Here is a 26,169-nt window from a genome sequence, read left to right as displayed (position 1 = left end):
TGGCCGCGGCTGACGACGATCAGCCGGCCCGCAATCAAAGAGTAGCGCCCCAACTACTCTGAGTGTAGAGTTTCGGCGAGGTCGGCAAACTCGCGCGAAAGGCGCTGTCCATCCCACGGAGAGGGCTGTAGAGCGAGCCTGCACGACGGCGCAAGGGGCGGGGGCGGGGGCGTGCTCGGAGGGGGCATGGCGCTCGGGGGTCCGAGAAGGTCTGGGCCACGCCGCTGCAGGTGCTGCTGCTCGCCGAGCGGTGCGGGCTGCTGGCTGGGCGGGAGGACGACTTCGTCCTGATCCTCCTGACCGCCTACACCGGTATGCGGTGGGGCGAGGTCATGGGGCTGGAGCGGCCGTACTGCCGCCTCGACCACATCCAGGTCGACTGGCAGCTGCGGGAGTTCTCCGGGCAGCTCGACAAGGCTCCGCCGAAGGACGACTCCTACCGTGCCGTCGATCTGCCGCCGTTCCTGGCCGGTCTCGTCTCCCGGCAGGCCATACGGGCCGGCCGGTGCACGTGCGCGGGACGGCGTCCAGAGTGCGGGGGCGAGGGCGAGTGGCTGTTCCTGGGGGCCGACGCGGGCCACCACCGGCGCAGCAACTACGCATATCGCACGTTTCACCCGGCAGCTCACGGCCGTTTCCCCCAGCGTGGGGTCAAGCTCGGACGGCCCGTCCTGGTGGACGCGACGCAGTGGCCGGGAAGGCCGCTGCCGCCGTGGCCGGCGGCCGAACCGGGCGTCCGTTCGCGCCGCCCACAGGACGCGGACACAAGCCGATCCCGGACGGGACTCCGGTGGCGTCTTGGTTGCCGCTGTTGGGAAACTTCACGCCGCACGGGCTGCGGCACGGTCACAAGACCTGCATGGCGGAGGACGGCGTTCCGGAGGTTCTTCAGGCCGACCGGCTGGGGCACGTCGTGCCGGGCATTCGCGGGGTCTACACGCATGTCTCCGATGGCATGCGGGACGAACTCAAGGCCAAGCTCCAGCGGCGATGGGAGAGCGCTCTCGGCGAGCGGGCGGAGTTGGATCCGGGCTCGCCCCTGCCCATCCTCGCCGAGATGCTCGCAGCTCGGCTGCATAAGGGGAAGGTGGTCTCTCTCAGGAGCGCCTGAGGGGTATCGGGCAGAGACGCGGTGGCCTGCGGGCCGCCGCGTCTCTCGTTACGGAGAGTGAGCGTGGAGTGGGCGAACTGGTGAGCTCATTTGAGGTGGGGCAAGCTCGTGCCCCAAATTTGCCCCAGTGAAGCAGTGAGGCCCTCCCGCGATGTCGCTGGAGGGCCTGTGGTGTAAGGGTGGGCGATACTGGGTTCGAAAGTGAATCCGTCACCCGTCGCTGATCTGCAAAAAGGTGCCGTGACCTGCTGAAACGCTCGGAAATAACTGGAAACGCGGTACAATGGGATACATAGGTATTTGGCATGAGTTTGGCACGGGAATGACTCTCGTGCACATAGCCGAAGGAGTCCCAGAAGTGTCGCGGCCGAAGCGAGCGAATTGCCTCTATTGCAAGCGCAAGACGCCCCACGCCCATGGCGTGCGGCATCTCCCGCCGACCAAGGCGTGCCCTCGGGGGACGTTCCAGGCGCGGCTGCTCACCCCGGACGGCCGCCAGACCGCCCGCACCTTCCAGACCGAGCGGGACGCGGTCGCGTGGCTCGGTGAGCAGCGCTCGATGATCAGCAAGGGCACGTGGACCACGGCCACGGCGCAGGTCACCACCTCGTTCGGCGACTACGCCGAGCGGTGGCTGGCCACACGCACGGTGCGCGGCCGTCCGCTGGCCGACCGCACCCGCGCCGGGTACCGGGACCTGCTCGACCGGTTCATCCTCCCCGAGTTCGCCGCCGTGCCCCTGCACACGATCACGCGCGAGGACGTGACGCGCTGGCACGGCCGCCGCCTGCCGCAGGACAGGCCGACCTACCGCGCGAAGGCGTACGGCCTGCTGCGGACGATCCTCGCGGGGGCGGTGGAGGACGGGCACCTGACGGTGAACCCCGCCCGCATCCGAGGGGCCGGGCAGTCGCGCCGCCGCCACGCGATCCGCCCCGCGACCGTCGAGGAGCTGGCGGCTCTGGCCGAGGCGATGCCGCCGCGCTACCGGCTGATGGTCGCCCTCGCGGCCTTCTGCGCGCTGCGCTACGGCGAGCTGACCGAGCTGCGCCGGGGCGACGTGGACGTCAAGGCCGGTGTCCTGCGGATCTCGCGCGCCGTGGTGCTGGTCGAGGGACGGTTCGTGGTGAAGACGCCCAAGACCGAGGCGGGCGAGCGCGACGTGGCGATCCCGCCGCACCTGATGCCGATGGTGCGCGCTCACCTCCTCGAACACACCGCGCCGGGCGCGGACGGGCTGCTGTTCCCCGCCCGCAACGACCCGGCGGGGCACCTGCGGCAGTCCAGCTTCGCGAAGGTCTACTACCCGGCCCGCGAGAAGGCCGGGCGGCCGGATCTGCGGTTCCACGACCTGCGCCACACCGGGGCGACGCTCGCGGCCCAGTCCGGCGCGACTCTGCGCGAGCTGATGTCGCGCCTGGGCCACTCCTCGTCCCAGGCGGCGCTGAACTACCAGCACGCCGCCGGAGGCCGTGACGCGGCGATCGCCCGCGCCCTGTCCGAGCTGACCGGCTGGAGCGAGGACGCCGAGCTGACCGGCGAGGCATAGGCCGGGTGGCGAGCGGAACGCTGGAACCGCAGCAGAGGTGCCGCTGCGCCTCACGGCACCCCGGACACCCGGACGCCCTCACGTCCGGCACAGGCGCACTCAGGGCCGGACAGGCACGTCTGACGTGCGGGTAAGCTGGAACGAGAGACAGACCACCGCCCGAGGGTCACGCTGCTGATCGCTCGGGATTACGGACACTCGCTGCCACCGATTCACCCGGCATGAGCAGCAGGAGCAGCGCTAGGAGCGGCCTCCCATGAGGCCCGCGAGGTGAGAGTCCCAGCAGCCAAGGTGTCAGGGCACACTGCCCCTCGGCTGTGCATCCTTCGGGAGCACTCTCAATGTCCAAGCGTGAGCACATCAAGCGTCACCTCGACATCCAGCAGGGCAAGCGCCAGCTCGTCACGCAGGAGCAGGCCGCCGCCGAACTCGACGTCACCGATCGCACCATCCGCAACTGGATCAGCCGGGGCCACATCACCGGGTACCGGCTGCCGGGCGGCCGTGCTATCAGGGTTGACCTCAACGAGATCCGCGCCGCCGTACGCGCGATCCCCGCCGTCCGCCGCGCCGTCCAGCCGTACGGCCCCAAGGCCCGCATCGTCACCGTGGCCGAGGCCGTCACGGACGGCGGTGAGGGCGGTGAGTGAGCCGAGGGTCATCAACCCCGACGACTCCATCGACGCCCCGTACGCCCTCTACTCGTGCGGCGGGACCACCGTGTCGTACTGGGAGGACGCCGCCGCCGCCATCGAGTGCGCGCACTTCCTGGACAAGACCGGCTGCGGCCCGAGCTGCCAGAGGCAGCACCGCGTCAGCGAGCGGGCGTGCAAGGTGTGCATCGTGCCCGGCTGCGGGGGCCGCCGCGCCATCCGCTCGCACGGCTGGTGCTCCATGCACCGCGAGCAGTGGCGGCGCGCGGGTGCCGTGCCCGCCCGCCCGGCCTCACCGAACCCGTGGGCGGTCGTGGAGGAGATGCGCACGGCGCACGCCGAGGCGGTGGGTGGATGAGCGCCCGCACCGACCCGCCCGGCTGGTTCACCCGTGACCCCTCGTGGCGCTGGCTGGTCGAGGAGGGCCGCGAGCTGCCCACCTGGCCCGCTCCGAAGGCGGTCCGCCGCTGCTCGGTGCCCGGCTGCCGCCGCCCGAGGAGGACGCGCGGGATGTGCCGCAAGCACTACGGCCGGTGGCGGGTGCGCCTGCGGCGCCTGGGCCTTCCCCTGCCGCCGCTGCCGCCCCGTCCCGCGCCTCCGCCGCCCGCCGCGATCCTCGCGGAGATGGAGGCCGCCCACGCCGAGCTGGCGAGGGCGGTGGGCGGGTGATCGAGCTGAGCGACCTCGTGGCCGCTCGGCCCGGAGCGCACGCCCAGGACCCGCGCAAGCTGATCGAGTTCCCGTGCCCGAGCTGCGAGCGGGCCGAGGCCGCGTACTGGCCGGAGGCCGACACGCTGTCCTGCCCGTCGCGGTGCGACCCCGGACGCATCGCCGCCCTGCTGCGGAGGGGTGAGCCGCCGCCCGATCTCGCGTTCGAGAAGCGGGTACGGGCCGAGGTGGACCGGCTCAGGGTCCGGGACGAGGCCCGCCGGAGGTGGGACGAGGCGGAGGCCGCCGAGTTCTCCTCGGACTGGTTCGGCACCACGGGCGACGAGTTCGACCCCGAGAGCGCCGAACAGGTCCCCTGCGTTCTGGAGTACGCGCCGGGCGAGTTCGCCTTCGCGCCGGGGGTCACCTTCGTCTTCGGCCCGCGCAGCAGCGCCAAGACATGGCTGATGTACGTGGCCGCGCTCCAGGAGGCCCGCCGGGGTAACCGCGCACTGCTCATCGACTACGAGATGTCCTTCGAGGAGGCCATGCGCCGCATGGTCACTCTCGGAGCGTCCCGCGAGGAGCTGGGGCGGGTCGTCTACGTCCAACCGGCCGGCCCGTTCGGCGACGCCGGGCGGGCGCGGCTGCTCGCCCGGTTCGGGGAGGAGGCCCCGTCCGTGGTGGTGCTCGACTCGGTGGGCATGTCGATGGGCTCGGCCGGTCTCGACTCCGACAAGGGCAAGGACACCGAGGAGTGGGCCTACGGCCTGCCGCTATGGCTCAAGAAGCAGTGGCCCGACACGGTGATCCTGCTCATCGACCACGTGCGCAAGGGTGAGGGCGCTTCGGGGACGGACCCAGTGGGCAGCCAGCGCAAGGGCTCGTTCGCCGACACGCTGTGCCTGGTGGTGCCGATGACCCCGATCAGCCGCCAGCGGCGCGGACAGGGCCGCCTGGTGCTGCGCAAGGACCGCAAGGGATGGGGCGACGAAGGCCGCGCGCTCCTCGACTTCGAGTTCGGCGGCGGAGGCCCGTTCGAGCTGTCGCCGCCCGACCCGCACACGGTCGCCACGGCGGGCGATCCGGGCGAGGCCGCCGAAGCCTTGCACCGGGTCGCCCGCTACGTGGGCGAGCACGAGGGCGCCAAGGTCGAGGAGGTCCGGGACGCCCTCAGCATCCAGCCGAACGAGTTCACCGCGATGAAGGCCGAACTCATCCGTCAGGAGGTGATCGAGCACCGCCCCCGCGTCGGCCTGTTCAAGGGGCCGCGATGGGGGGAGTACGTCTCTCGCGAGGACTGAGGGCCTCCTTCACCCACCGCTCCCGGAGGCGGAGCCGGAGGGCGGTGGATGAAAGAGGCACCGAGTGTCCGTCTCCTCACCCACACCATGGCGATGCCGTAATCGGCCTGCCCTACCGGGCACCTCCCGACCGGACGCCGCCCCGAGAAGGCGGACGGACGGGAGGGAGGTGCCCGGTAGGGGTCCGGGAGGGAGAGACTTCGTCTCCCCCGACCGGCTTCCGTACGGTACGGATGTTCCCTAGGTACGGTACGGATGTACGGATGGTTCTCGCAGGTCAGAGCCCTCTGCCGCTCGGGCGGGCACGCCATCCGTACGGACGGGCTCAGAAGCTCCGGCGACGGGCGTTGAGACGCCGCACGCGGTCGGACCAGGGGCCGACGACGAGGCCCCGAGCGTCCACACGGCGGCCGGGTCCGCTGGCGGTCAGCGAGCGGGGCGGGTGGTTCCTCGGGGACGGGCTGAGCGGCCTGCGAGGCACGGTGATCGTGGTCATGGCGGGTCCTTCCTCTCCCTCCCGAGTATTGCCTACTGGCCGGTAGCTCACCAGCGAGCCACGTTCGGCTGGTCGGTGGTCGGTGCTCTGATGGTCGGCAGAGAAGCCGACGCCCCACCTCTTCGAGGGGAGGCGGGGCGAGGGCCGAAGGAGTGCCGCGACGCACGGACAGTGACCATCCTAGGGCCTGTACGGTGCGTAGTACGGTGCCCCCAGAGGGTGAGGGCCGCCCGCCGGGCCGTGACCGTGAGTGAGTGCCGCTACTCTGCGTCACCCTCGTCCGGCTGAGCGACGAAGGTCCCGCGCCCGACCCTCGTGACCACCGCGCCGCGCTCCTTCAGGAGCCCGATGGCCTTCTGGATGGTGGGCAGCGCGAGGCCGAACTCGTCGGCCAGCTCGCGGGCCGAGGGGACGCGCTTGGTGTACGTGCCGTCCGCGATGCGCGCCTGGACGATCGCGGCCACCTGCTCGTACAGCGGGTCCGGCGAGTCCAGGTCAATGCTCATGATCTAACCGTATTGACCTGCGGTTAATGCTTGTTCACCACTAGTCAATGCTTCACACCGCTATACACCGCTGGTCAATCCACGTAGGGTCACGCCCATGACCTCCCTCCCACGACGCGCCCGCGAGCCCGAGCGGCAGATCCCCGAGTTCGACGTGTTCGAGCTGGACGGCGGCCGGTGGCAGGCCGTCCACCGCAGCGACCACGACCTGACCCTCGAACACTCCGACTGGCGCGAGCTGTTCATGGCGTGCGTCGCCGCGCGGGTCCGCTTCGACCTTCAGCGCGCGGCCGACGAGCTGTACGCGCGGGTGGCCGCGCACCCGTGGCGCGAGGGCGAGCCGCCCGCCGCCGTGCGGTTCCACGGACCCGAGGCGCAGCCCCATGGGTGAGCGGCCCACCGACCTCGCGAAGCGGCTGGCCGCCTACGAGGCCCTGATGGACGCGGTGGTGACCGAGTCCGCCTACTGGCTCCTCGGGCAGCGAGAGGACGCCGAGCGCGTGCAGTTCCTCGCCGAGGGCGTGCGGGACCCGTCCACCGTCACGGACCGGCCCGCAACCGGCAGCGGCCCGGCACCCTCGGAGAGAATGGCCCCATGAGCACCCCCGCTCCCGCCGACCTGCGCGCCCGGCTGGCCGCCGCGATGGACCGGGCCGACCGGGCACGGGCCAACCCCCTCGATCCCGAGGACTGGCCGCCGGTCGCCCGGCTGGCGGGTGCGCCCGTGCCGCCCGGCTTCACCGCGTGGCGCGTCGGCGGCGAGCAGGACGGCGGGCACGTGACCGTGCTGCCCTCCGTGCGCCCCTCGGCCCCGCTGGAGTTTCGCCAGCGCTACATGGCGCGCGTGGTCGCCAACGGCACGGGGACGTGCCCGCTGTGCGGCGAGGCGGCGGGGATCAGCGGCCCCGACCCCGAGCGGCAGCGGGCCGGTTACCGCGCCCTGCCGGTGACGGTCGGCATCACCCACAGCCCGCAGTGCCCCGCCCTGTTCACCGAGGAGGACCGGACATGGTTCGACCCCAGAGCCGTCCAGTGACCCGCTGGACCATGGCCACGCCGCGCCCCGGCGAGTTCCTCCGGCTGGAGCGCGCAGCCGTAGGCGCGCTGACGGCCAGCGGTCGCCCGGCACCGGCCACGATGGCGCCGCTCAGCAGGTGGCGGCCCCGCACGACGTTCTGACCTGGAGACCGCCATGACCACCGCGCCAGCCGAAGAGACCACCACGACGGATGCCCTGCCCGAGGGCCGCTACGCCTGCGCCGACTGCGGGCAGGCGTGCCCGGAGGGGGCGGCGGTCTGCGAGCGGGTGCCGGTCTTCGTCCAGCGGCACCGCGCCGACCCCGGCCACCACGCCGGGTACATGCTGCTGTCCCGCTGCCCCTCGTGCGCCCCGAGGGCGGCGAGTGCCGCCCGGCTGCTCAAGGCCCTCGGGTCGTACCGCCGCGACGGGCTGATCCTGCACGGCCCGGCGCTGCGCGATCACCTCGTGTCCGCCCTGTGCGGGCTGGAGGCGGCGGGCGGGACCACCGCGCCCCCGGACGACCCCAGGGAGCTGCTGAGCGCGTTCGAGGCGGTCCCCGAGGGCCTCGCCTCCGCCCGCTCGGCCCGCTGGGCGTCGGTCGCCTCCGTGCATCCCGGCCGGTGCGCGCCCGCCCCGTGGGCGCACGTGCCCGAGGAGACGCGCGGCGCGCTGCGCGTCGTCGCCGGGCGGCTGATGGCCGTCCGCATGGCGGCCGGTGCCCCTCCCGTCGATCTGGCCCCGCCCTCCGGGGGCGGGTGCGCCATGTGCGGCCTGGCCTCGATCAGCGTCAGCGCGGCCGAGGTCGCCCGGCTCGGCGGGACGGAGGCGGCCTGCGCCTCGGCCTGGTCGGCGGGCTCGCTGTGCCACCCCTGCGCCGACGCGGTCGAGCAGACGGGCGCGAGGGGGCCGACCGCCGTCGAGCGGGCCTACCTGGCGAGCGGGTACGCACGAGGGGCGGGCCTGCGGCGGCGTATCGAGGCCGGGGAGCTGACCGTCCGCCCGTGGAGCGGGAGCGGCGCGGCCTCCTCCGCGACGCCGTGGGCGCACATGGCGGCCGAGGTGGCTCGGCTGGACGAGGCCGGGCGCGAGCACCTTCGTGACCCGTTCGAGAGTTGGGTTCGGGCCGAGTAGGGCTTGATTCAACAGGGGCATCTGGCCGTCCCTAACCGGCGTTAGGTGCGGCTACCTATACCCAGGTGCGTCTAGGTGCACTGAGGTGAGCACGTGCCCAAGCGCCTCGTTTTCCCAGGTCAGCCCCTAGATGCGGAACGCTGGAACCGCTGCGCCTTTGGCCTGGGTTTGGCATGACCACGGGGACCCCTGCGGAAAACGGGGCCTGACCTGCATAAATGCAAGTGGGCGATACTGGGTTCGAACCAGTGACCTCTTCGGTGTGAACGAAGCGCTCTCCCACTGAGCTAATCGCCCCTGCGGACCGAGGGTCCGACGTCGGAAACTCTAGCGCATGTCGGGGGCGGCTCGTGCAGGCGTCAGGTCCAGAAGGCGGGGTCTTCGATGTCCCAGGGGACCTTGAGGCCGTAGATGGCCAGGTAGGCGGCGAGGCCGGCGGCCACGATGAGGGTGGTCGCGGCGCCGAGGATGAGGTTGCGGCGGCGTTTGCGGGGGTCGAAGGCCTTTTCCTTGGCGCGGTCGGCGGCGGTCTTGGCGCGGTGGAGGGCGCGCTGGGCCCAGGCGAACTCGGTGGCGAGGATGGCGAGGCCGACGACGATGCCGACCAGGCCTGGGCCCGGGGTGACCATCATGATCAGGCCGCCGATGAGGACGGTGGAGCCGATGGTGAAGACGCCCGCTCGCCAGGCGGTGTTCAGGAGCGGGTTGCGCCGGACGCGCTCGCGGAAGCGGTGGCGACGGCTCGTCCCCTCCGGACGGGCTTCTTTTTCCTGATTGATTGTCACGGTTTTACCCCAAGCCAGTAGATCGGCCGCCCGGGACGGTAGATTACCGCGCCGATCCCCCCACATGGGGGTCGCTGGGGCCCGAAAGATCCGCTTTTGCGCAGGTCAGGCGTTGGTTTTGCTACGGTGAGATGGATCACAAACGCCGGGGACGCCGGAATGTTCGGCCGAGATCAGGCAGTTAGGCGTCATAGATCGCGGGGATGTCCGGGGGTAGAGGGAACCACTCACCGGCCGCCCCGCGAGCCAGCGGGACCGACGTTAGAGGGAATGGCCATGAACAGCAGTACCACCGTCTCAGCAGAGCTGGGCCTTCGTCTCGTCGTCCCCGACCGCACGACCGTGCCCCTGCTCGCCGGGCTGGAGTACGCGGCCGACGACCCGTACGCGATCCGGATGGCGTTCTATGTGGGCGACGACGAGCCGGTCGAGTGGATCTTCGCTCGGGAGCTCCTGACGGTCGGCATCGTGCGCAGGGTCGGGGACGGGGACGTGGAGGTCTGGCCGGGCGCCGATGACGGCACACTCCACATCGCGCTGTCGTCTCCGTTCGGTGACGCGCTGTTCGAGGTGCCGCTGTCGCCGCTGGCCGACTTCCTGCACCGCACCTACAAGGCCGTGCCCGCGGGTGAGGAGACCGAGTTCATCGACATCGACGCGGAGCTCGAGAACCTTCTGTGGCCGTCGTAGGTCACTCGGAGAGGCGGGCGATGTGGCGCATCTTGTTCATCGCGTCCAGGGCGGCGACCTTGTAGGACTCGGCCAGCGTGGGGTAGTTGAAGACCGCGTTGACCAGGTAGTCGACGGTGCCGCCGCAGCCCATGACGGTCTGGCCGATGTGGACGAGCTCGGTGGCGCCGGTGCCGAAGACGTGGACGCCGAGAAGGCGGCGGTCCTCGGGGGAGACTAGGAGTTTCAGCATCCCGTAGGAGTCGCCGATGATCTGGCCGCGGGCGAGTTCGCGGTAGCGGGACACTCCCACTTCGAAGGGGACCTTGGCCTCGGTGAGGGCGTCCTCGGTGCGGCCGACGAAGCTGATCTCGGGGATCGTGTAGATGCCGATGGGCTGGGTCTCGTGGATCTCCGAGACGGGCTCGCCGCAGGCGTGGTGGGCGGCCAGGCGGCCCTGTTCCATGGACGTGGCGGCGAGGGACGGGAAGCCGATCACGTCGCCGACGGCGTAGATGTGCGGGACCTCGGTGCGGTAGACGTCGTCCACCTTGATGCGGCCGCGGTCGTCGGCGGACAGGCCGGCGGCGTCCAGGCAGAGGTCGTCGGTCATGCCGTAGCGGCCCGCGGAGTACATGACGGTGTCGGCGGGGATGCGCTTGCCGCTCTCCAGGACGGTGATCGCGCCGTTCTGCATCCGTTCTACGGACGCGACGGTCTCGCGGAACCGGAACGTGACGGCCAGGTCGCGCAGGTGGTACTTGAGCGCCTCGATGATCTCCAGGTCGCAGAAGTCCAGCATCCGTTCGCGGCGCTCGACGACGGTGACCTTGGTGCCGAGGGCGGCGAACATCGAGGCGTACTCGATGCCGATGACGCCGGCGCCGACGACGACCATGGTCTCGGGGATGCGGTCCATGTTGATGATGCCGTCGGAGTCGATGATCGTCCGGTCGTCGAAGTCGACGGTGTCGGGACGCGCGGGGCGGGTGCCGGTCGCGATCACGATGCGTTCGGCGGTGACCTTCTGCTCGCGGTCGCCGGCGCTGGCGATCCCGATGGTGTTGGGCTCCAGGAACCGGCCCCTGCCGGCCAGGACGGTGACGCGGTTGCGGGCGAGCTGGCTGCGGACGACGTCGGTCTCGCGGCCGATGACGTGCTGGGTCCGCATACCGAGGTCGGTGACCGTGATGTCGTCCTTGACCCGGTAGCTCTGGCCGTACAGTTCGCGCTGGTTGAGGCCGGTGAGGTAGAGGACGGCCTCGCGGAGCGTCTTGGACGGGATCGTCCCGGTGTTGATGCAGACGCCGCCGATCATGTCGCGGCGGTCCACGATGGCGACCTTGCGGCCCAGCTTGGCGGCGGCGATGGCCGCGCGCTGCCCGCCGGGTCCGGAGCCGAGGACGAGAAGATCGTAGTCAGTCACGCCTCCCAGTCTGACGGCACGGCCGTCCTCCGGATAAGGGATTTGGCTGGATGAATCACTATTGATCCGGATGGTCAGCCGATCAGGCCCTCGGCGAGCGCGTCCAGGCCTGCCTTGATGCGGCCGAGCGTCATGCCGCGCGTGCGGCGCTGGTGGAGGAAGAGGTTCGCGGCGAGGGGGGCGAGGAGGGCGTCGGCGAGGTAGTCGGCGTCGGCGTCCGGGCGGATCCGCCCGAGGAGCATCGCCAGGTGCCGGTGGTAGAGATGGTACGAGCCGTCCCGGAAGCGGGCTTCGGGCGGGCCGGACTCGGCCATGAGCAGGAGGTCCGCCTGGGCTTCGGTGCGGTCGGCCAGGGCGTGCAGGAAGGCGCGGAGGCGGTCGCGGGGGCCGGCGCCGGGACCGAGCGGCGGCGGGCCCTGGATGAACGCGGCCTGGAACTCGCGCTCACGGTCGTCGATCACGGCGTAGACGAGCCGGGACCGGTCGCCGAACCGCCGGTAGACGGTGCCGACGCCGACGCCGGCGGCCCGTGCGACCTCGTCCATGGAGACGGCCTCGGGGCCGCGGGCGTCGATGATCGCGGCGGCGGCGCGCAGGATGCGGCGGCGGTTGTGCGCGGCGTCCGCGCGTTCGGTGGACGGACGGTCCACGATCGGCAGTTCGCGCATCCCGTCCTCTCTCGGCACGGCACACCAGCGTAACGGACTTGTATCCGGAGAACTCTCCGGTTAATCTCGCTAAGTGGAACTTTCTCCGATTAACCTGGAGGTTGGGATGACTGCTGATCTGGCGGGACGGGCGGATCTGGCGGGACGGGCGGCGCTGGTGACCGGTGGCGGGCGCGGCATCGGCGCGGCGATCGCGGTGCGGCTGGCACGGGACGGCGCCGACGTCGCGGTGACGTACGTGCGGGCCCCGGAAAGGGCGGCGGAAGTCGTGCGGGAGATCGAGGCGGCGGGCGGGCGCGGGCTGGCGATCGCCGCCGACGCCGCCGATCCCGCGGCGGTGGCCGCGGCCGTGGACCGGGCGGCGGCCGAGTTCGGGCGGCTCGACATCCTGGTCAACAACGCCGGGATCGCGCCGTACGGGCCGCTGGAGGACGTCCGGGCCGCCGAGCTGGACCGGACGCTCGCGATCCACGTCCGGGCGGTGTTCGTCGCGGTTCAGGCCGCGGCGCGTCATCTCGGGCAGGGCGGGCGCATCGTGTCCATCGGCAGCAGCCTCGCCGAGCGCGTCCCCTACCCGGGCTGGACGCTGTACGCGATGAGCAAGTCGGCGCTGACCGGGCTCACCCGGGGCCTGGCCCGTGATCTCGGGCCGCGCGGGATCACCGCGAACGTGGTGCAGCCGGGCTCGACCGACACCGAGATGAACCCGGCGGACTCCCCCGACGCGGAGTTCGAACGCGGGTTCACCGCGCTCGGGCGGTACGGCCGGGCCGAGGAGATCGCCGCGATGGTCGCCCATCTGGCGGGTCCCGGCGGCGCCTTCGTGACCGGTGCCTCGATCGCGGTGGACGGGGGGTACACGGCGTGATGGCCTGGGTGTTCCTGCTGATCGCCTCACTGATGGAGCTGGTGTGGGCGGTCGCGCTCAAGCAGTCGGACGGGTTCACGAGGTTCTGGCCCACCTTCATCGGGCTGTCGGTGGCGCTGCTGAGCGTCGTCGTCCTGACGCTGTCGCTGCGCGACCTGCCGGTCGGGACGGCCTACGCCGTGTTCGTCGGCCTGGGGGCGCTCGGCGTCGCCGTGGTCGGCATGATCGCGTTCAACGAGAGCACGTCGCCGACCCGTCTGCTCTGCCTGACGCTCATCCTCATCGGCGTGGTCGGCCTGCAGGCCGTGCAGAGCTGACGCGAGGAGGGCCGGCCGAGGAGGGGCGTCTCAAGGCCGCCGGGGTTGGGGCAGAGTGGGGTCATGACCAAGGAGATGCTGGGGATCGACATCGGCGGCTCGGGGATCAAGGGCGCGCCGGTCGACCTTTCGGACGGCTCGTTCACCCGCGACCGGTTCCGCGTCGACACGCCGCGGCCGTCGAAGCCGAAGGCGGTCGCGAAGGTCGTCGCCGAGGTCGTGGAGCACTTCGGGTGGGACGGCCCGGTCGGCGTCACCTATCCCGGGGTGGTGATCGACGGCGTGGCCATGTCGGCGGCCAACGTGTCCAGGCACTGGATCGGGACGGGCGCGGCGGCCCTGCTCGCGGACGTGACCGGACGGGAGATCACGCTGCTCAACGACGCCGACGCCGCCGGGATCGCGGAGATGCGGCTCGGCGCGGGACGCGGCCGCCGCGGCACCGTCGTCCTGCTCACACTGGGAACGGGCATCGGCAGCGCCCTGTTCACCGACGGGGTCCTCGTCCCGAACACCGAGTTCGGGCACATCCAGATCAACGGCAGGGACGCCGAGGTGCGCGCGTCGGCGAAGGCGCGCGACGAGGAGGGGCTCGGCTGGGAGAAGTGGGCCAGGCGGCTCAGCGAGTACATGACGCACCTGGAGGCGCTGATCTCCCCGTCGCTGATCATCGTGGGCGGCGGGGTGAGCAAGCGGTCCGAGCACTTCGTCCCGCTGATCAAGGGGGTGCGGGCGGAGATCGTCCCGGCGCGGCTGGTGAACAACGCGGGCATCGTGGGCGCGGCGATGGCGGCCGCCGCCGCCCGTCCGGTGGAGACCGCGCATCCGGTCGAGACCGCGGAGGCCGCACGCTGACGGGCTCAGGACGTTCTGAGCCGGACTGTCGCGATCTCCCAGGGGCGTAGGGCCAGTGTGACCGTCCCGTCGTGGACGTCCAGCGGTATGCCTGGACGTCCACGCAGGTCGACGCGGGTGGCTTCGGTGAACGGGCCGCGCAGGACGGCGGTGGCCGGCTCGGCGTGCTGGGCGACCATCCGGGTCTCGATCCAGCCGTCGCGGGCGCGCAGCGAGGTCATGACCACGCCGTCGCCCGTGATCGCGATGCCCTCCCGGGAGGGCGGGGCGGGCACAGCGGCGTGACCGTATCCGGCGCCGGTGAGAAGCTCGTGCCGGTATGCCTCGGCGGCCTGGAGGACGTCGGCGCCGGGCCGCTCGCCGTCGTACGGCATGATCGCCAGATCGGCGGTCCGCTCGCCGCGGCACTGCGCCCGCGGGGTCGGGAGCTGCGGCCCGGCGGGCTGGTCGCGGTAGGCGTTGCGGTCCCGCGACAGGTAGCCGATCGAGCGCAGCAGGGTGAGCGCCATCTCCCGTCCGCCGCCGATGATCTCGTACTCGGTGACGTGGTCCAGCAGGACGGCGAGCCCGCCGGCGGCGACGAACCCGGACGCGGGGAACGTCGGGACGGGACGCTCCCCGAAGCCGCCCTCGGCCGTCAGCCCCCGCTCGGTGATCGCGAACTGCCCTTCGGCGAACGACGCGCCCGCCTGGCGCGGCAGCGCCATGTGCAGCCGGACGCGGTGGTCCTCGCACCGGTTGTCGAAGGTGACGCGCAGACGGAGGAACGGCTCGCCGGCGCGGAGTTCGGCGCGGGTGGTGACGGTCACGTCCTCTTCGGCGGCCGAGCGGGCGTCGCGCGGCACGTCGCCTGATGCGGGCCACCGGTAGGTCCGGACGATGTCGTAGGCGGCCAGGAGCGGACCCCTCCAGACGGGTCTGACGTCCACGGTCAGGGGGTCCCCGACGAGCCGGTCGTCGGCGGGCGGGGCGTGGTTGTAGGAGTCGCCGAGGTCGCCGCCGTCGACGATCCGGCCGACGCCTTCGACGACGTGGCCGGACGGGGTGCGCAGCCCGAGCGTGCCGTCGGCGTGCACCTGCGCGCGCAGCAGGCCGTTGTCCAGGACGTTCCCTTCGGCGCTCACCGGTGCGGCGACCGGGGTGCCGCTGGACGCCGGCGCGGGCTGGACGGTGGTCAGGCCCAGTGCGGGCACGTCCACGAGCGCGGCGACGGTGCGGCGCGGGTCGGCCAGGATGCGGACGCGCCAGTCCCCGTCGGCACCGCGCAGCGCCTCCCGCACGTCGCCGATGTCGAACGGGGCGTCGGCGCGGGACGTCACGTGGAAGGTGAGCGTGCGGTCCTCCCGCGACACCGACCAGTCACGGATCTCCTGCCCGAACAGGACCCGGCCGTACACCCGCTCCAGCAGGATCGGGAGCCGGGAGGCGGGGTGGACGGCGTCGTCCAGGACGGTCGGCGCGATCTCCAGGGTCTGGACGGGCACCGGCCGCCCGTCGCCCGTCACCAGGCCGGGTTCGCCGTCGGACGGGACGTCCAGCGTGACCAGGCCCGTGCGGGGCGCCGGGGTCGGGTTGAACACCAGGTGGGCGCCGAGCGGCACGGACGCGGCACGTTCGGCGGTGACGAGGTCGCATACGGCGCGGCCGAGCTGCTCGGCCTCGGCCATGCGCGCCGCGACCTGCTCGGCGGTCTCGTCGCTGCCGCAGCCGGTGACCGAGTCGTGGCAGCTCACCTCGATCAGCCGCCGCCACGCCAGGTCGAGGAACCGCTGCGCGTCGCCGGCGTACCACAGGGCCGTCAGGGGCTCGGCGTACCGTTCGACGAGCCGCTCGGCGCGTCCCATCATCTGCTTCAGCCGGACGCGGGCGGAGATCACGCCGGGCAGGATGTTGGCGCGGGCGTGCGACCGCAGCTCTCCGCGGACGTGCGGCAGGCCGTCCACGGACGGGTCCTGTCCGGCGAAGTAGCCGGCGAGGGTGTCCAGGCGCATGCCGAGCCCGGCTTCGGCGACCCGGTCGGCGAGGTCGGGGGCGGGCGCGGTGTGGTCGGCGCCGTACATGGCCAGCAGGGGGCCGCCGCGCGGATACCAGCGGCCCATCGACGCGGCGAACCCGGCGGCGCGGCCGGGCAGCAGCGACGCGCCGTCCGCGAACTCCTCGAACATCGACGCGGCGTTGCCGTAGCCGCCCTCGGGGAGATACTGCGTGCGGATCGCCGTCCCGTCCGGGGCCTGCCAGGCGAACGCGCTGGCGCGGACCTCGCCGGGGACGCCGCGCCACACGCACGCGTGCTCGATCCCCGCGAGCTTCAGAATCTGGGGCGTCTGCGCGCAGTGGCCGAACTGGTCGGGCAGGTAGCCGACCATCATCGTCGCGCCCAGCTCCTCGGCGCGCCGCATCCCGAGCTCCAGGTTGCGGACGATGTTCTCCCCTGAGCACAGGAACTCGTCGTGGAGGATCTGCCAGGGCCCGACGGCGAGGCGGCCCTCCCGGACGAGCGCGGCGACCCGTTCGCGCCGTTCGGGACGGATCTCCAGGTAGTCGTCGACCGCGGCCATCTGCCCGTCCAGAGTGAAGTGCCAGCGCGGGTCGGCCTCCATGCCGTCGATGACGCCGTCGAGCAGCGACACCAGCCGGAGCCGGAAACGCTGAAACGGCAGGTACCACTCACGGTCCCAGTGGGTGTGGGGGACGACGACGATCTCCGGGGCATCCCCCCGGCCCGTGTTCGCAAGGCCCGTGTTCGGCCGGCCCGTGTTCGCCCGCCCTGTGTTCGCCCGCCCCGTGTTCATCCGCACAGTGCGATCACCTCGTTCTCGTGGGTCTCCAGGCGGTGCGTTCCCGAACCGTCCGCCGCTATCCGGACATGGTCGCCCCGGACGGCGGCGCGCCTGCCGTCGGGGCGGACGAGCACGGTTCCGTCCGCGCCGATCGCGATCAGCTCGTCCCCGATGCGGAGCAGGACGGGTGCGCCGGAGTCGGCGGAGATGGAGGTCCGGCCCGCCGCGAGCGCGCCGAGCACGTCGTCTCCCTCCGCGAGGACCCAGGTGACGGGTTCGCCGAGGCTCTTGTGCTGCGCCGGGTCGTGGAAGTCGCTGCCGCCGAGCGGGACGACGCCGCCGGGCCGCCACACGTCCGCCCAGGCCAGCGGGGCGCCCCAGCGCCGGTCCCACCAGGACGGATGCCAGATCTCGGCGAACCGGGGCCGGTGCTCCTGCGCCAGGGGGTGGCGCCAGGCGCAGTCGCCGCTCAGCGGATGGTTGATCGACATCAGCCCGCCGCGGGCGCCGGCGAACGCGGCCCAGTCGGCGCTCGGACGCCGGAAGTCGACCCAGCCGATGCCGCCGAACACGTTGGCGTGCCCGAGGTCGGTGGTGACCTCCTGGCCGGGCAGCAGGACGACCCCGGCGTGCGCCGCCGCGGCGGGCAGCTCGGGATGGTGGCTGACGGTGTTGTGGTCGGTCACGGCCAGGAAGTCCAGCCCGCGGGACGCGGCGAGGCACGCCAGTTCGTGGACGGTGAGCGTCCCGTCGCTGTGGACGGTGTGGGAGTGCAGATCGCCGGCGAGCCACCGCATCCCGCCGGGGGCGGGGAGGTCCCGGCGCGGCGGGCGCTCCGGCCGGGGCGGCGGCGGGTCGTCCGGGGGCTGCGCAGGGGTCGTCGACATGGTGACCGTCACCTCGTACGGGACGCCTTCCGGCGGTATCCGGTGCAGGCCGAGCCAGACGTGCCAGGTGCCCGGTTCGAGTTCCCCTGGCAGGTACCCGGGCGTCGCCCACTCGGCGCCCACCGTGTACTGGCCGCGCGCCCCACCGGACCAGCCGCGGAACCCGTCCGGCCCATGGCAGCCCAGGTCGATGACGCCTCCGTCGTAGGCCAGCTCCACCGTGACCGATGCCGTGCCGGGAGGGACGTCGAAGGGCAGCTCGCGGAGCCCTTGTTCCAGGCGGTCCTCCAGTCTCCATCTCCCCCGATGCACCGTCATGCGGGTCCCCCGTCCTTGGTCAGTGGAGTCATCGTCCGGTTCTCCGCTCCCGTCACCAGTTCGCCGTCCCGGTAGAGCAGTACCCGTCCGGGACGGGGCAGCGCCCAGCCCGTGTCGCCCGGTTCGGGTTCGCGGCCCTCCCCCACGACGACGTGCAGAGGCGCGTCCTCCACGTCCAGGGTCACCAGTGAGCTTCCGCCGAGGTGTTCCACGACGGACACGCGACCGGTGAACGCGCCGTCCACCGGACTGTCGCTGTAGTCCAGATACTCGGGCCGTACCCCGCACACGACCGATTCCCCATCGGTGACGTGCGCGCGCGCCTCCGCAGGCACCGGCAACTCGGTACCGGCGACGGTGACGACCTCGTCCCTCACCTGCCCTGAAAGGAGGTTCATGGGCGTTGAGCCGATGAACGACGCGACGAACAGGTTGGCGGGACGCCGGAACACCTCCACGGGCGTGCCGAGCTGCCGGATGCGTCCCTTCTCCATGACCGCGATCCGGTCGGCGAGGGCGAGCGCCTCCGCCTGGTCGTGGGTGACGAACACGGTCGTGACGGCGAGTTCCCGCTGCAGCCGCTTGAGGAACGTCCGGGCCTCCAGGCGGAGCCGCGCGTCGAGGTTGGAGAGCGGCTCGTCCAGCAGGAAGATCTTCGGTTCGGCGACCAGCGCGCGGGCCAGCGCGACCCGCTGCTGCTGCCCGCCCGACAGCTCGCCGGGACGGCGTCCCTCCAGCCCTTCCAGCCCGAGATACCTCCCGGCGTCGGCGGCGCGCCCGTGCCGGTCGGCGCGGGCCCGCTTCTTGATGCGCAGCGGGTAGGCGATGTTGTCCAGGACGGTCATGTGCGGGAAGAGCGCGTAGTCCTGGAACACCATGCCGACGTCGCGCCGCCCCGGCGGCAGGCGCGTCACGTCCTTGCCGCCGAGCCGGATCACGCCGTCCGTCGCCGTCTCCAGGCCCGCGACCGTGCGCAGCAGCGTCGTCTTGCCGCAGCCGGACGGGCCGAGCAGCGCGAAGAACTCGCCGTCGGCCACGTCGAGGTCGAGGGCGTCCAGGGCCCGCACGCCGCCCGGATAGACCTTCGTCAGCTCCCGGATCGCGATGGCCGCCATCAGCGCTTGATCCCTCCGTGGAAGCGGAAGCCGTACCGGCGGCTCACGAACAGGTACATGAGCACGACCGGCAGGGCGTACAGCAGCGAGAACGTGGAGATCAGGGCCAGGTCCGGCTGGCCGCCCTCGGTGTAGAACGTGTACATGATCACCGAGGCGGGCGCCTTGTCCGGGTCGCGCAGCAGCAGGAACGGCATCAGGAAGTCGCCCCACACCTGCGCGACCGTCCACACCGTGACGGTGGCGAGGCCCGGCCGGATGACGGGGACGACGACGTGCCGCAGGATCTGCAGCGGCGACGCCCCGAACACCCGCGCGGCCTCCTCGTAGGACGTGGGCGTGGCGTCGGTGAAGTCCTTCAGCAGGAAGATCGCCGCAGGGAGCAGCCCGCCGGTCAGCACCAGGACCACGCCGAGCCGCGAGTCGATCAGGTTCAGGTTGAAGGCCAGCAGGAAGACCGGCACCATCGCGGCCGTCCCGGTGATGATGGACGACAGCAGGAGCAGGACGTACAGGAGCGCGTCCCGTCCGGGAACGCGGCCGCGGCTCAGCGCGTACGCCGCGAGAGCCGCGGACGTCACGACGAACGCGGCCGTCCCGGCGGCGAGCAGCACCGAGTTGCGGAGCGACGCGAGCGCGTACGGGTTTTCCATCAGGACCCTGAAGTTGTCCAGGGTGAACTCGGGCAGCGACGCCGAGATGCCCGGGTTCGCGTCGAACGGGGCGAAGGCCAGCCAGAGCAGCGGTAGCGCGAAGAAGCCGAGGACGGCCGAGACGAACGTGGCCAGCCCGATCCTGCGCAGCACCTCCCGGACGGTCTCGTTCACGCGGCCGCCCCCTCGGGCCGGCGGGCGCGGGCCCGCAGGGCGCGCAGGTACAGCAGCGCGATCGCCAGGTTGATCAGGATCATGACCAGCGAGATGGCGGCGCCGAAGCCGAGCCGGCCGTCGCCGAGCGCCGCCCGGTACACGTACACCGACATGATCTCCGAGCGTCCGTCCGGGCCGCCCGCCGTGATCAGGAACGGGGTGAAGTCGTTGAACGTCCAGAGGCTGATCAGCAGGAGGCTCGTCAGGACGTGCCCGCGGATGCGCGGGAACACGGCGTCCCGCAACGTCTGGAACGTCGAGGCGCCGGCGAGCCGCGCCGTCTCCAGATGGGACGGCGGAACGTTCCCGAGCGCGGCGCCGTAGAGCATCATCGAGAACGCCGTGCCGCGCCAGACGTTGAACACGATGATGCACGCCATCGGATGGTCGAGCAGCCACGCGGTGCCCGGCGTGCCGAGGAGCGCGTTGAGGGTGCCGCCGTCGCGGTCGAGCAGGGCGATCCACAGGAACGCGATGACCGAGGACGGCAGGATCCACGCGAGCAGCACCAGACCCTCGACCAGGCGCCGCACCGGGCCCGACCGGTCGCGCAGCACCCACGCGATCGCGAACCCCAGGACGGTCTGCCCGATCACCGCCGACCCGACGACGAACTGCAGCGTCAGCCACAGCGACCGGTGGAAGTCCTCGTCGGTGAGCACGTCGGCGTAGTTGTCCACGCCGACGAACCGCGGGTCGCTCGCCGCGATGCCGGTGAGCCGGTAGTCGGTCGCGCCCAGGTACAGCGTCCAGAGCGCGGGGAACACCAGGAACACCGCGACGAGCACCAGCGCCGGCGCGATGAACGCGGCGGCGCGCCCCCGGCCCAGCCCGGCCGCGTCGTCCCCGGTGGACGGCGCGGCCGGGCCGGGACGGCGCAGCGGGACGTCAGCGCGGGGTGACGTTGGCGGCGCCACCGACGATCCCTTCGAGCTTCCCGGTGTACTCGGCGGCGGCCTCCGCCGGTCTCTTGCCCGACACCACGGCGGCCGTGGCCTCCTGCAATGCCGTCGAGACCTGCGGATACACCGCGAGCCCCGGCCGGTAGGACGTGACGGGAAGGACCTTCTCCGCCACGAACGTCAGGAACGGGTCGCCCGCGAGGATCTCCTTGTTCACGTCCGTGCGGGACGTGATCTCGGGCGTCCCGGCCGTCCGCGCCTTGATCATTTCCGGGGAGTTCATGAAGGCCAGCAGCTCGAACGCCTGCTGCGGGTAGTCGGTGTTCGGGTTCAGCACGGTCACCGAGCCGCCCGACATGCTCACGAACGACTGCCCGCGCACGCCCCGGCCCGGGGAGATCGCCGGGATCAGGGCATAGCCGACGTCCTGGTCGCGGGTCTTCATCTTCGCGACGCCCGTCTCCGGGTTGATGACGTCCCGCCAGAAGTAGTCGCCCTCCGCCAGGATCCCGATCTTCCCGGCGGCGAACTCCTCGAACGACTTGTCGCGTCCCTTGGCCTCCTGCTGGAGCTTCGGATCACCGAGCCCGCCGGCCCCGTAGATCTGCGCGTACAGGTCGAGGACCTTCGTGAGGGCCGGGCCGCCGCCCGTCCACTTGCCGTCCGCGTAGATCTCGGCGCCCGCGCCGGCCAGCATGGGCAGCACGCCCTGCATGGTGGTCGCCTCGCCCATCGCGGTACCCGCGTTCAGCTGGATCGGCGTCACGCCCGGGAGCTTCTTGAGCGCCTGCGCCGCCGCGATGATGTTCGGCCAGCTCTCGGGCTGCCAGTCGGTGGGGAGACCGGCCCGCTCGAACAGCCTCTTGTTATAGAACAGGAGCCGGCCGTCGGTCGCGGGCGGGATGCCGTACCGCTTCTCCTCGAACGTCGCCAGCTTCTGGACCGCTCCAGGGATCTGCGCCCAGCCGTCCCACGCGGTCGCCGGGGAGCCCACGACCTCCGGCAGCGGCTTGATGTACCCGGCCTGCGCGAACTCGCCGACCCAGATGCCGTCGACGTCCATGACGTCGGCACCGGACCTCGACTTCAGGTCGAGCGCCAGCTTCGTCTTGTACGCCTCGTCGTCCACGCCCTGGCCGCGGAACGTCACCTTCGCGGTGACGCCCTTCGTCTTCTGCGCCGCGACGAACTCCGGGATCACCGTCTTGGTGATCCACTCCGCCTCTTCGGTGTTCTTGCCGCCCTCGATCGCGTTCCGGGTGATCGTCAGGGAGAAGCTCTTGGCGTCCTTGCCCCGGTCGGGATCCGTCGAGGCCCCGCCGCCGCACCCGGCGAGCATCGCGCCCGCCGACACGAGCGCCACGGCCGCGCCGATCCGCCTCCTGGAGAAGTCCCTACTGGATGAGCCCATGGGGGTGACCTCCTACAAGCGTCACCCTCAACGTGAACGAAGAATTCGATCACGTAAAGACCCCGGAGATCACTTTCTGTCAGGGGTCCATCAGCTCGGCGGAGCGGGCCGCGAACGCCTCCATCGCCTTCGCGGTGATCGGGCCCGGCGCGTCCGGCAGGACCGTCCCGTCCACGGCGCGGATCGGCTGGACGTCCCGCGTCGTGGACGTCAGGAACGCCTCGTCCGCCCGGTACAGGTCGTCCAGTGCGAGGTCCTCCTCCTCGCCGCCGCACCACTCCAGCGTCAGCGCGCGCGTCACCCCGGCCAGGCAGCCGGACGACAGCGGCGGCGTGACGAGCCGGCCGCCCAGGACGACGAAGATGTTGCTCCCCGTCCCCTCGCACAGGTTCCCGGCGGTGTTGCCGAAGACGGCCTCGCCGCCGCCGCGCTCCTTGGCGTAGGCGAGCGCCAGGGCGTTCTCCGCGTACGACGTGGTCTTGAGGCCGGACAGCGCGCCCCGCTCGTTGCGCGGCCATGGCACGACCGTCACGTCCGCCGTCGCCGGGAACGGTTCCTGCGGCCCCACGATGATGGACACGGTCGGCCCGGCGTCGCCGCGGGCCGAGCCGAGCGGGCCCGGACCGCTGGTGTAGGTGATGCGGATGCGCGCCAGCGGCCACTTCGGCGCCGCAGCCAGCACCTCCAGCGTGCCCTGGGCGAGGACGTCGTGATCGGGTTCGGGCAGGCCGAGCCCCGCCGCCGAGCGGGCCAGCCGCCGCAGATGGCGGGTCAGCGCGAACGGCTCGCCGTTCGCGGCCTTCACCGTCTCGAAGATCCCGTCACCGACGAGCATGCCGTGGTCGAAGACCGACACCATCGCCCGCTCAGGGTCGAGCAGTTCCCCGTTCAGCCAGATCCTGGCCTGCTCCGTCACCGGAAGCCACCTCCAAAAGCCGAGCCGCCTTCAGCTCGGTCTCGCGCCACTCACGAAGCGGATCGGACCCCCAGGTGATGCCGGCGCCGGTGCCGAACCGGAGCAGGCCGCCCTCCGCCCAGAAGCTCCGGATGCCGACCGCGAGGGAGCCGCGCCGGGAGTCCGCGTCCACCCAGCCGATGGCCCCACAGTACGGCCCCCGGGGGACGGGTTCGAGTTCTTCCAGCAGCTTCAGCGCACTCGACTTCGGGGCCCCGGTGACCGAACCGGGAGGAAACGTCGCGGTGAGCAGCTCGGGCCACCCTCCCCGGCCCACCCGGGCCCGGACGGTCGACACCAGATGGACGAGCCCGGGATGCTCCTCCACCTCGCACAGGCCCGGCACCTCCACCGATCCGACCTCGGCGACCCGGCCCAGATCGTTCCGCACGAGATCGACGATCATCACGTTCTCGGCCTCGTCCTTGGGGAGCAGGTCGGCCGCCGTCCGGCCGGTCCCCTTGATGGGACGCGACTCGACGACGTCCCCGTCCCGCGCCAGGTACAGCTCGGGCGAAGCGCAGGCGACCTGCAACCCGGGCACCTGGAGCGTCATCGCGTACGGCGCGGGATTCCCTGTGACGAGCCTCTTGCCCAGCCCTGCGATGCTCGCCTCGCCGGGAAGCCTCGCCGACAGGATCCTGCACAGATTGGCCTGGTAGACGACACCGTCCGCGATCTCACTCCGGATCCGCTCGACGCCGGCCACATACGCGGCTTCGTCCAGCGACGTGCTCCACTCCCCGGTCCCTGCCCACACACCCCCCGGATGCGGTGCTGGTCTCACACTCTCGAACCGGGCACAGGTGACCTTCCCCTCGTAGGTCACCACCACGGCCCACCAGCCCCGCGAATCCAGCGCACTCGGGTCACCGGTCACGTCCACGAGGCCGGTGGCCAGCAGACCACCGGCATACGCGAAGTTCACGCCAGCACGCATCCGAACGAATCCGCGAGTCCCCTGTACCCCGCCTCGGTCACCAGCAGCGCCCGCCGCGTCGTCCCCCGCTCGAACCAGCCCAGCTCGATCATCCGATCCGTCAGCGCAGCGCCCAGCGCCCCGTTCAGATGCGGCCGCCGCTCCGTCCAGTCCAGGCACTGCCAGGCGAACCGGCGACGCGCCTTCCGCAGGCCGGCGACATCCAGGCCGAGCGCCTCCAGCCGCTCCTCCCCCTTCACCGTCACCTCGTAGGCGTCCGGCCCGTCGGCCTCGATGAGGCCCCCGTCGACCAGCGCCGCGAACAGGGCCACCCCGGCCTCGCCGGCCAGATGGTCATAACACGTCCGCGCCTCGTGCAGCCGCCGCGCGTCCCGCGACTGCCTCAGGCTGCGCACCTCCACCGGCGGGCTGATCCGCGACAACGCCTCGATGACCTGCGCGATCTCACTCCCCCGCAGCCGGTAGTACCGGTGCCGCCCCTGCTGGACGACCGTGACGAGCCCGCCGTCCAGCAGCCGGCCCAGATGCGCGCTCGCCGTCTGCGCGCTCACGCCCGCCGTCCGCGCCAGCTCCCCCGCCGCGAGCGGCCGCCCGTCCAGCAGCGCGGTCAGCATCGCCGCCCGCGCCCGATCCGCCAGCAGCGCCGCGACCGGTACAAAGTCCACATCCAGGACATACTCCGCGCCCATGCCCCGACTCTAAGCGCCCCACCCTTCGACCACCGCCGAAGCGTCCCACCGCGCCCCGCCGGAAACCCGGTTTGGGGAACCGCCCAGGACGCGCTAAGGTTTTCCCGTCGCCGCAGGGCGCACGCGGAAGTGGCTCAGGGGTAGAGCATCACCTTGCCAAGGTGAGGGTCGCGGGTTCAAATCCCGTCTTCCGCTCTGAGGGGCCTTTCAGGCTATGACCCAGAGGTCTCCTTCTGGTGGAGTGGCCGAGAGGCGAGGCAACGGCCTGCAAAGCCGTGTACACGGGTTCAAATCCCGTCTCCACCTCAACGCCGTACCTCCCCCGGAGGCCACGGACGGGCGATTAGCTCAGTGGGAGAGCGCTACCTTGACACGGTAGAGGCCACTGGTTCAATCCCAGTATCGCCCACCACACAAGCCCAGGTCAGGCCGTAGAGGCCACCTGGGCTCCGTCGTTCGACGCAGGGCGGAGTCGGAGCGCCCACCGGCCTCGTAGCCCGCGACGTTCCGGTCCGCCTTCCGGCTCAGGAAGGTGAATGACCGAAGACCATCAGGCCGAAGGCCGTGATGGACGCCGGCACCGCGGCGAGCATGACGACAGAGCCCTGCACACGCCGTTCACCGAGGGCCCACCTCCAGCCATACACCAGGCCAACGAATGCGGCACCCGAAAGAGCGATCGCCGGAACCACCACGGCGAACACCACGCTCGCGAACGCGCTGAGGACGATCGTCCCACCAGCGCAACATTTGCTTCGCTGACATCCTCCCCCTCTCCGAACGCAAGTCGACCGGTCGCGCCGGGCCACATCGCAGGGGAAGCCTCCCGGTGCGTCCCGGACAATCATTGCGGCGCCCATGGACATGAAGGATGATCCCGGCTATGCCGGGCCAATGGGATCGGGAACGACTCAACGCAGTCGTCGGTTGGGACGTGCCGTACCTGCCGTTGGAGGCCATCATGCAACTGCTGGCCTCGGTCCCTTCGGGCGCTCTCGTCGATCTCGTCCTTGATGGAGGCGAGATCAGATATCGAAGAGCGGTCTGCGCACGAGCGCTGGTCGGCCGCGTGCCGGATGAGCACGCCACCGCGCTGGCGGACTGCGGCTGCGATGAAACCGTCCCTCTTGACGTACGCAACCCGATTCTGAGGTCGGTGCTGAGCATGCCCGACCAGCCACGATCCGATGACCTGCTCGCCTCCCTCTCTGTCAGACTCAGAGGAGACATGGGGACGAACTAGTCTTCTGTGACACAAGTAGGGCGAGACAGGGATCTTTCTAGCGTGACGTTGAG

The 26,169-nt window shown here is 71.6% G+C and carries 30 protein-coding genes and 4 tRNA genes; 18 read left to right on the top strand and 16 right to left on the bottom strand.

Annotated features, from left to right (window positions below):
• The first annotated feature begins 688 nt into the window (after nucleotides 1-688).
• From AB0C35_RS43390 to AB0C35_RS43365, 6 genes are all read left to right on the top strand, one after another.
• Complete coding sequence (locus AB0C35_RS43390; RefSeq protein ID WP_358469570.1) at nucleotides 689-1,111, top strand: hypothetical protein; 423 nt, start codon at nucleotides 689-691, stop codon at nucleotides 1,109-1,111.
• A 421-nt stretch (nucleotides 1,112-1,532) separates the two neighbouring features.
• Nucleotides 1,533-2,660: a tyrosine-type recombinase/integrase gene (locus tag AB0C35_RS43385; RefSeq protein WP_358469567.1), complete on the top strand. Its 1,128-nt coding sequence runs from the start codon at nucleotides 1,533-1,535 to the stop codon at nucleotides 2,658-2,660.
• A gap of 341 nt (nucleotides 2,661-3,001) precedes the next feature.
• A complete protein-coding gene (locus AB0C35_RS43380) occupies nucleotides 3,002-3,310 on the top strand; it encodes a helix-turn-helix domain-containing protein (RefSeq protein WP_358469564.1) in 309 nt (102 codons plus the stop codon).
• A complete protein-coding gene (locus AB0C35_RS43375; RefSeq protein WP_358469561.1) occupies nucleotides 3,303-3,671 on the top strand; it encodes a hypothetical protein in 369 nt (122 codons plus the stop codon). Before AB0C35_RS43380 ends, AB0C35_RS43375 begins: the two co-directional genes overlap by 8 nt.
• A complete protein-coding gene (locus AB0C35_RS43370) occupies nucleotides 3,668-3,982 on the top strand; it encodes a hypothetical protein (RefSeq protein WP_358469558.1) in 315 nt (104 codons plus the stop codon). The genes AB0C35_RS43375 and AB0C35_RS43370 overlap by 4 nt, the downstream gene beginning before the upstream one ends.
• The gene (locus AB0C35_RS43365; RefSeq protein WP_358469555.1) at nucleotides 3,979-5,265 is read left to right on the top strand and encodes an AAA family ATPase; all 1,287 of its coding nucleotides are present in this window, start codon (nucleotides 3,979-3,981) and stop codon (nucleotides 5,263-5,265) included. The genes AB0C35_RS43370 and AB0C35_RS43365 overlap by 4 nt, the downstream gene beginning before the upstream one ends.
• A 325-nt stretch (nucleotides 5,266-5,590) precedes the next feature.
• Here AB0C35_RS43365 and AB0C35_RS43360 read toward each other — a convergent pair whose 3' ends face one another.
• Both AB0C35_RS43360 and AB0C35_RS43355 read right to left on the bottom strand, forming a co-directional pair.
• Nucleotides 5,591-5,761: a hypothetical protein gene (locus tag AB0C35_RS43360; protein WP_358469552.1), complete on the bottom strand. Its 171-nt coding sequence runs from the start codon at nucleotides 5,759-5,761 to the stop codon at nucleotides 5,591-5,593.
• Between the two features lie 260 nt (nucleotides 5,762-6,021).
• Entirely contained in the window at nucleotides 6,022-6,267 is a 246-nt protein-coding gene (locus tag AB0C35_RS43355) for a GntR family transcriptional regulator (RefSeq protein ID WP_358469549.1), read from the bottom strand.
• A gap of 97 nt (nucleotides 6,268-6,364) precedes the next feature.
• Between AB0C35_RS43355 and AB0C35_RS43350 the strand changes: the two genes are divergently transcribed.
• From AB0C35_RS43350 to AB0C35_RS43335, 4 genes are all read left to right on the top strand, one after another.
• On the top strand, nucleotides 6,365-6,658 hold the full coding sequence (locus tag AB0C35_RS43350) for a hypothetical protein (protein WP_358469546.1): 294 nt from the start codon (nucleotides 6,365-6,367) through the stop codon (nucleotides 6,656-6,658).
• Nucleotides 6,651-6,866, top strand: coding sequence for a hypothetical protein (locus AB0C35_RS43345; RefSeq protein ID WP_358469543.1), 216 nt, complete (start codon nucleotides 6,651-6,653; stop codon nucleotides 6,864-6,866). The genes AB0C35_RS43350 and AB0C35_RS43345 overlap by 8 nt, the downstream gene beginning before the upstream one ends.
• A complete protein-coding gene (locus AB0C35_RS43340) occupies nucleotides 6,863-7,303 on the top strand; it encodes a hypothetical protein (RefSeq protein WP_358469540.1) in 441 nt (146 codons plus the stop codon). The genes AB0C35_RS43345 and AB0C35_RS43340 overlap by 4 nt, the downstream gene beginning before the upstream one ends.
• 156 nt (nucleotides 7,304-7,459) lie before the next feature.
• Complete coding sequence (locus tag AB0C35_RS43335; RefSeq protein WP_358469537.1) at nucleotides 7,460-8,419, top strand: hypothetical protein; 960 nt, start codon at nucleotides 7,460-7,462, stop codon at nucleotides 8,417-8,419.
• 225 nt (nucleotides 8,420-8,644) lie between these two features.
• Here AB0C35_RS43335 and AB0C35_RS43330 read toward each other — a convergent pair.
• Together AB0C35_RS43330 and AB0C35_RS43325 are read right to left on the bottom strand one after the other, a co-directional pair.
• A tRNA-Val gene (locus AB0C35_RS43330) sits at nucleotides 8,645-8,716 on the bottom strand.
• A gap of 62 nt (nucleotides 8,717-8,778) precedes the next feature.
• Nucleotides 8,779-9,204 (bottom strand): TIGR02611 family protein, encoded by a 426-nt coding sequence (locus tag AB0C35_RS43325; RefSeq protein ID WP_358469535.1) that lies wholly within the window; start codon nucleotides 9,202-9,204, stop codon nucleotides 8,779-8,781.
• Nucleotides 9,205-9,480: 276 nt separating this feature from the next.
• Between AB0C35_RS43325 and AB0C35_RS43320 the strand changes: the two genes are divergently transcribed.
• Nucleotides 9,481-9,894 carry an SsgA family sporulation/cell division regulator gene (locus AB0C35_RS43320; RefSeq protein ID WP_358469533.1) on the top strand — a complete coding sequence of 138 codons (414 nt, stop codon included), beginning with the start codon at nucleotides 9,481-9,483 and terminating at the stop codon, nucleotides 9,892-9,894.
• A gap of 1 nt (nucleotide 9,895) precedes the next feature.
• Here the strand turns inward: AB0C35_RS43320 and sthA are convergent, their stop codons facing one another.
• Entirely contained in the window at nucleotides 9,896-11,299 is a 1,404-nt protein-coding gene (gene sthA / locus AB0C35_RS43315; RefSeq protein WP_358469531.1) for a Si-specific NAD(P)(+) transhydrogenase, read from the bottom strand.
• 74 nt (nucleotides 11,300-11,373) lie between these two features.
• On the bottom strand, nucleotides 11,374-11,985 hold the full coding sequence (locus tag AB0C35_RS43310; protein WP_358469529.1) for a helix-turn-helix domain-containing protein: 612 nt from the start codon (nucleotides 11,983-11,985) through the stop codon (nucleotides 11,374-11,376).
• Between the two features lie 88 nt (nucleotides 11,986-12,073).
• Here AB0C35_RS43310 and AB0C35_RS43305 point away from each other — a divergent pair, with 88 nt between their 5' ends.
• The 3 genes from AB0C35_RS43305 (at nucleotide 12,074) to ppgK (ending at nucleotide 14,007) form a co-directional block, all read left to right on the top strand.
• Complete coding sequence (locus tag AB0C35_RS43305) at nucleotides 12,074-12,835, top strand: SDR family oxidoreductase (RefSeq protein WP_358469527.1); 762 nt, start codon at nucleotides 12,074-12,076, stop codon at nucleotides 12,833-12,835.
• Complete coding sequence (locus AB0C35_RS43300) at nucleotides 12,835-13,152, top strand: multidrug efflux SMR transporter (protein ID WP_358469610.1); 318 nt, start codon at nucleotides 12,835-12,837, stop codon at nucleotides 13,150-13,152. Before AB0C35_RS43305 ends, AB0C35_RS43300 begins: the two co-directional genes overlap by 1 nt.
• Before the next feature lie 63 nt (nucleotides 13,153-13,215).
• Complete coding sequence (gene ppgK / locus AB0C35_RS43295; RefSeq protein WP_358469525.1) at nucleotides 13,216-14,007, top strand: polyphosphate--glucose phosphotransferase; 792 nt, start codon at nucleotides 13,216-13,218, stop codon at nucleotides 14,005-14,007.
• Between the two features lie 5 nt (nucleotides 14,008-14,012).
• Here the strand turns inward: ppgK and AB0C35_RS43290 are convergent, their stop codons facing one another.
• From AB0C35_RS43290 to AB0C35_RS43250, 9 genes are all read right to left on the bottom strand, one after another.
• A complete protein-coding gene (locus AB0C35_RS43290) occupies nucleotides 14,013-16,799 on the bottom strand; it encodes an alpha-mannosidase (protein WP_358469523.1) in 2,787 nt (928 codons plus the stop codon).
• On the bottom strand, nucleotides 16,796-17,992 hold the full coding sequence (locus AB0C35_RS43285) for a CehA/McbA family metallohydrolase (protein WP_358469521.1): 1,197 nt from the start codon (nucleotides 17,990-17,992) through the stop codon (nucleotides 16,796-16,798). The genes AB0C35_RS43290 and AB0C35_RS43285 overlap by 4 nt, the downstream gene beginning before the upstream one ends.
• The gene (locus AB0C35_RS43280) at nucleotides 17,989-19,107 is read right to left on the bottom strand and encodes an ABC transporter ATP-binding protein (protein ID WP_358469519.1); all 1,119 of its coding nucleotides are present in this window, start codon (nucleotides 19,105-19,107) and stop codon (nucleotides 17,989-17,991) included. Before AB0C35_RS43280 ends, AB0C35_RS43285 begins: the two co-directional genes overlap by 4 nt.
• A complete protein-coding gene (locus AB0C35_RS43275; protein ID WP_358469517.1) occupies nucleotides 19,107-19,934 on the bottom strand; it encodes a carbohydrate ABC transporter permease in 828 nt (275 codons plus the stop codon). The genes AB0C35_RS43280 and AB0C35_RS43275 overlap by 1 nt, the downstream gene beginning before the upstream one ends.
• The gene (locus tag AB0C35_RS43270; protein ID WP_358469515.1) at nucleotides 19,931-20,893 is read right to left on the bottom strand and encodes a sugar ABC transporter permease; all 963 of its coding nucleotides are present in this window, start codon (nucleotides 20,891-20,893) and stop codon (nucleotides 19,931-19,933) included. The genes AB0C35_RS43275 and AB0C35_RS43270 overlap by 4 nt, the downstream gene beginning before the upstream one ends.
• Nucleotides 20,865-22,289: an extracellular solute-binding protein gene (locus AB0C35_RS43265; RefSeq protein WP_358469513.1), complete on the bottom strand. Its 1,425-nt coding sequence runs from the start codon at nucleotides 22,287-22,289 to the stop codon at nucleotides 20,865-20,867. The genes AB0C35_RS43270 and AB0C35_RS43265 overlap by 29 nt, the downstream gene beginning before the upstream one ends.
• A gap of 79 nt (nucleotides 22,290-22,368) precedes the next feature.
• A complete protein-coding gene (locus AB0C35_RS43260; protein ID WP_358469607.1) occupies nucleotides 22,369-23,148 on the bottom strand; it encodes an aminodeoxychorismate lyase in 780 nt (259 codons plus the stop codon).
• 7 nt (nucleotides 23,149-23,155) lie between these two features.
• Complete coding sequence (locus AB0C35_RS43255) at nucleotides 23,156-24,184, bottom strand: chorismate-binding protein (protein WP_358469511.1); 1,029 nt, start codon at nucleotides 24,182-24,184, stop codon at nucleotides 23,156-23,158.
• Nucleotides 24,169-24,873: a helix-turn-helix domain-containing protein gene (locus AB0C35_RS43250; RefSeq protein ID WP_358469508.1), complete on the bottom strand. Its 705-nt coding sequence runs from the start codon at nucleotides 24,871-24,873 to the stop codon at nucleotides 24,169-24,171. Before AB0C35_RS43250 ends, AB0C35_RS43255 begins: the two co-directional genes overlap by 16 nt.
• A 123-nt stretch (nucleotides 24,874-24,996) precedes the next feature.
• On the opposite strand from AB0C35_RS43250, the gene AB0C35_RS43245 reads away from it, so the two are divergent.
• The 3 genes from AB0C35_RS43245 to AB0C35_RS43235 all read left to right on the top strand — a co-directional run bounded on the left by AB0C35_RS43245 (nucleotide 24,997) and on the right by AB0C35_RS43235 (nucleotide 25,285).
• Nucleotides 24,997-25,068: transfer RNA gene (locus AB0C35_RS43245), tRNA-Gly, on the top strand.
• Nucleotides 25,069-25,108: 40 nt separating this feature from the next.
• A tRNA-Cys gene (locus AB0C35_RS43240) sits at nucleotides 25,109-25,179 on the top strand.
• Between the two features lie 31 nt (nucleotides 25,180-25,210).
• Nucleotides 25,211-25,285: transfer RNA gene (locus AB0C35_RS43235), tRNA-Val, on the top strand.
• Nucleotides 25,286-25,397: 112 nt separating this feature from the next.
• Here AB0C35_RS43235 and AB0C35_RS43230 read toward each other — a convergent pair.
• A complete protein-coding gene (locus AB0C35_RS43230; RefSeq protein WP_358469505.1) occupies nucleotides 25,398-25,580 on the bottom strand; it encodes a hypothetical protein in 183 nt (60 codons plus the stop codon).
• A 254-nt stretch (nucleotides 25,581-25,834) separates the two neighbouring features.
• On the opposite strand from AB0C35_RS43230, the gene AB0C35_RS43225 reads away from it, so the two are divergent.
• Entirely contained in the window at nucleotides 25,835-26,116 is a 282-nt protein-coding gene (locus tag AB0C35_RS43225) for a hypothetical protein (protein WP_358469502.1), read from the top strand.
• The last annotated feature ends 53 nt before the right edge of the window (nucleotides 26,117-26,169 follow it).

This window comes from Spirillospora sp. NPDC048819 (assembly GCF_040650055.1).
Classification (GTDB): Bacteria; Actinomycetota; Actinomycetes; order Streptosporangiales; family Streptosporangiaceae; genus Spirillospora.
The sequence above is the reverse complement of the archived record's forward strand: the minus strand, read 5'-3'. Positions and strand labels throughout refer to the sequence as shown.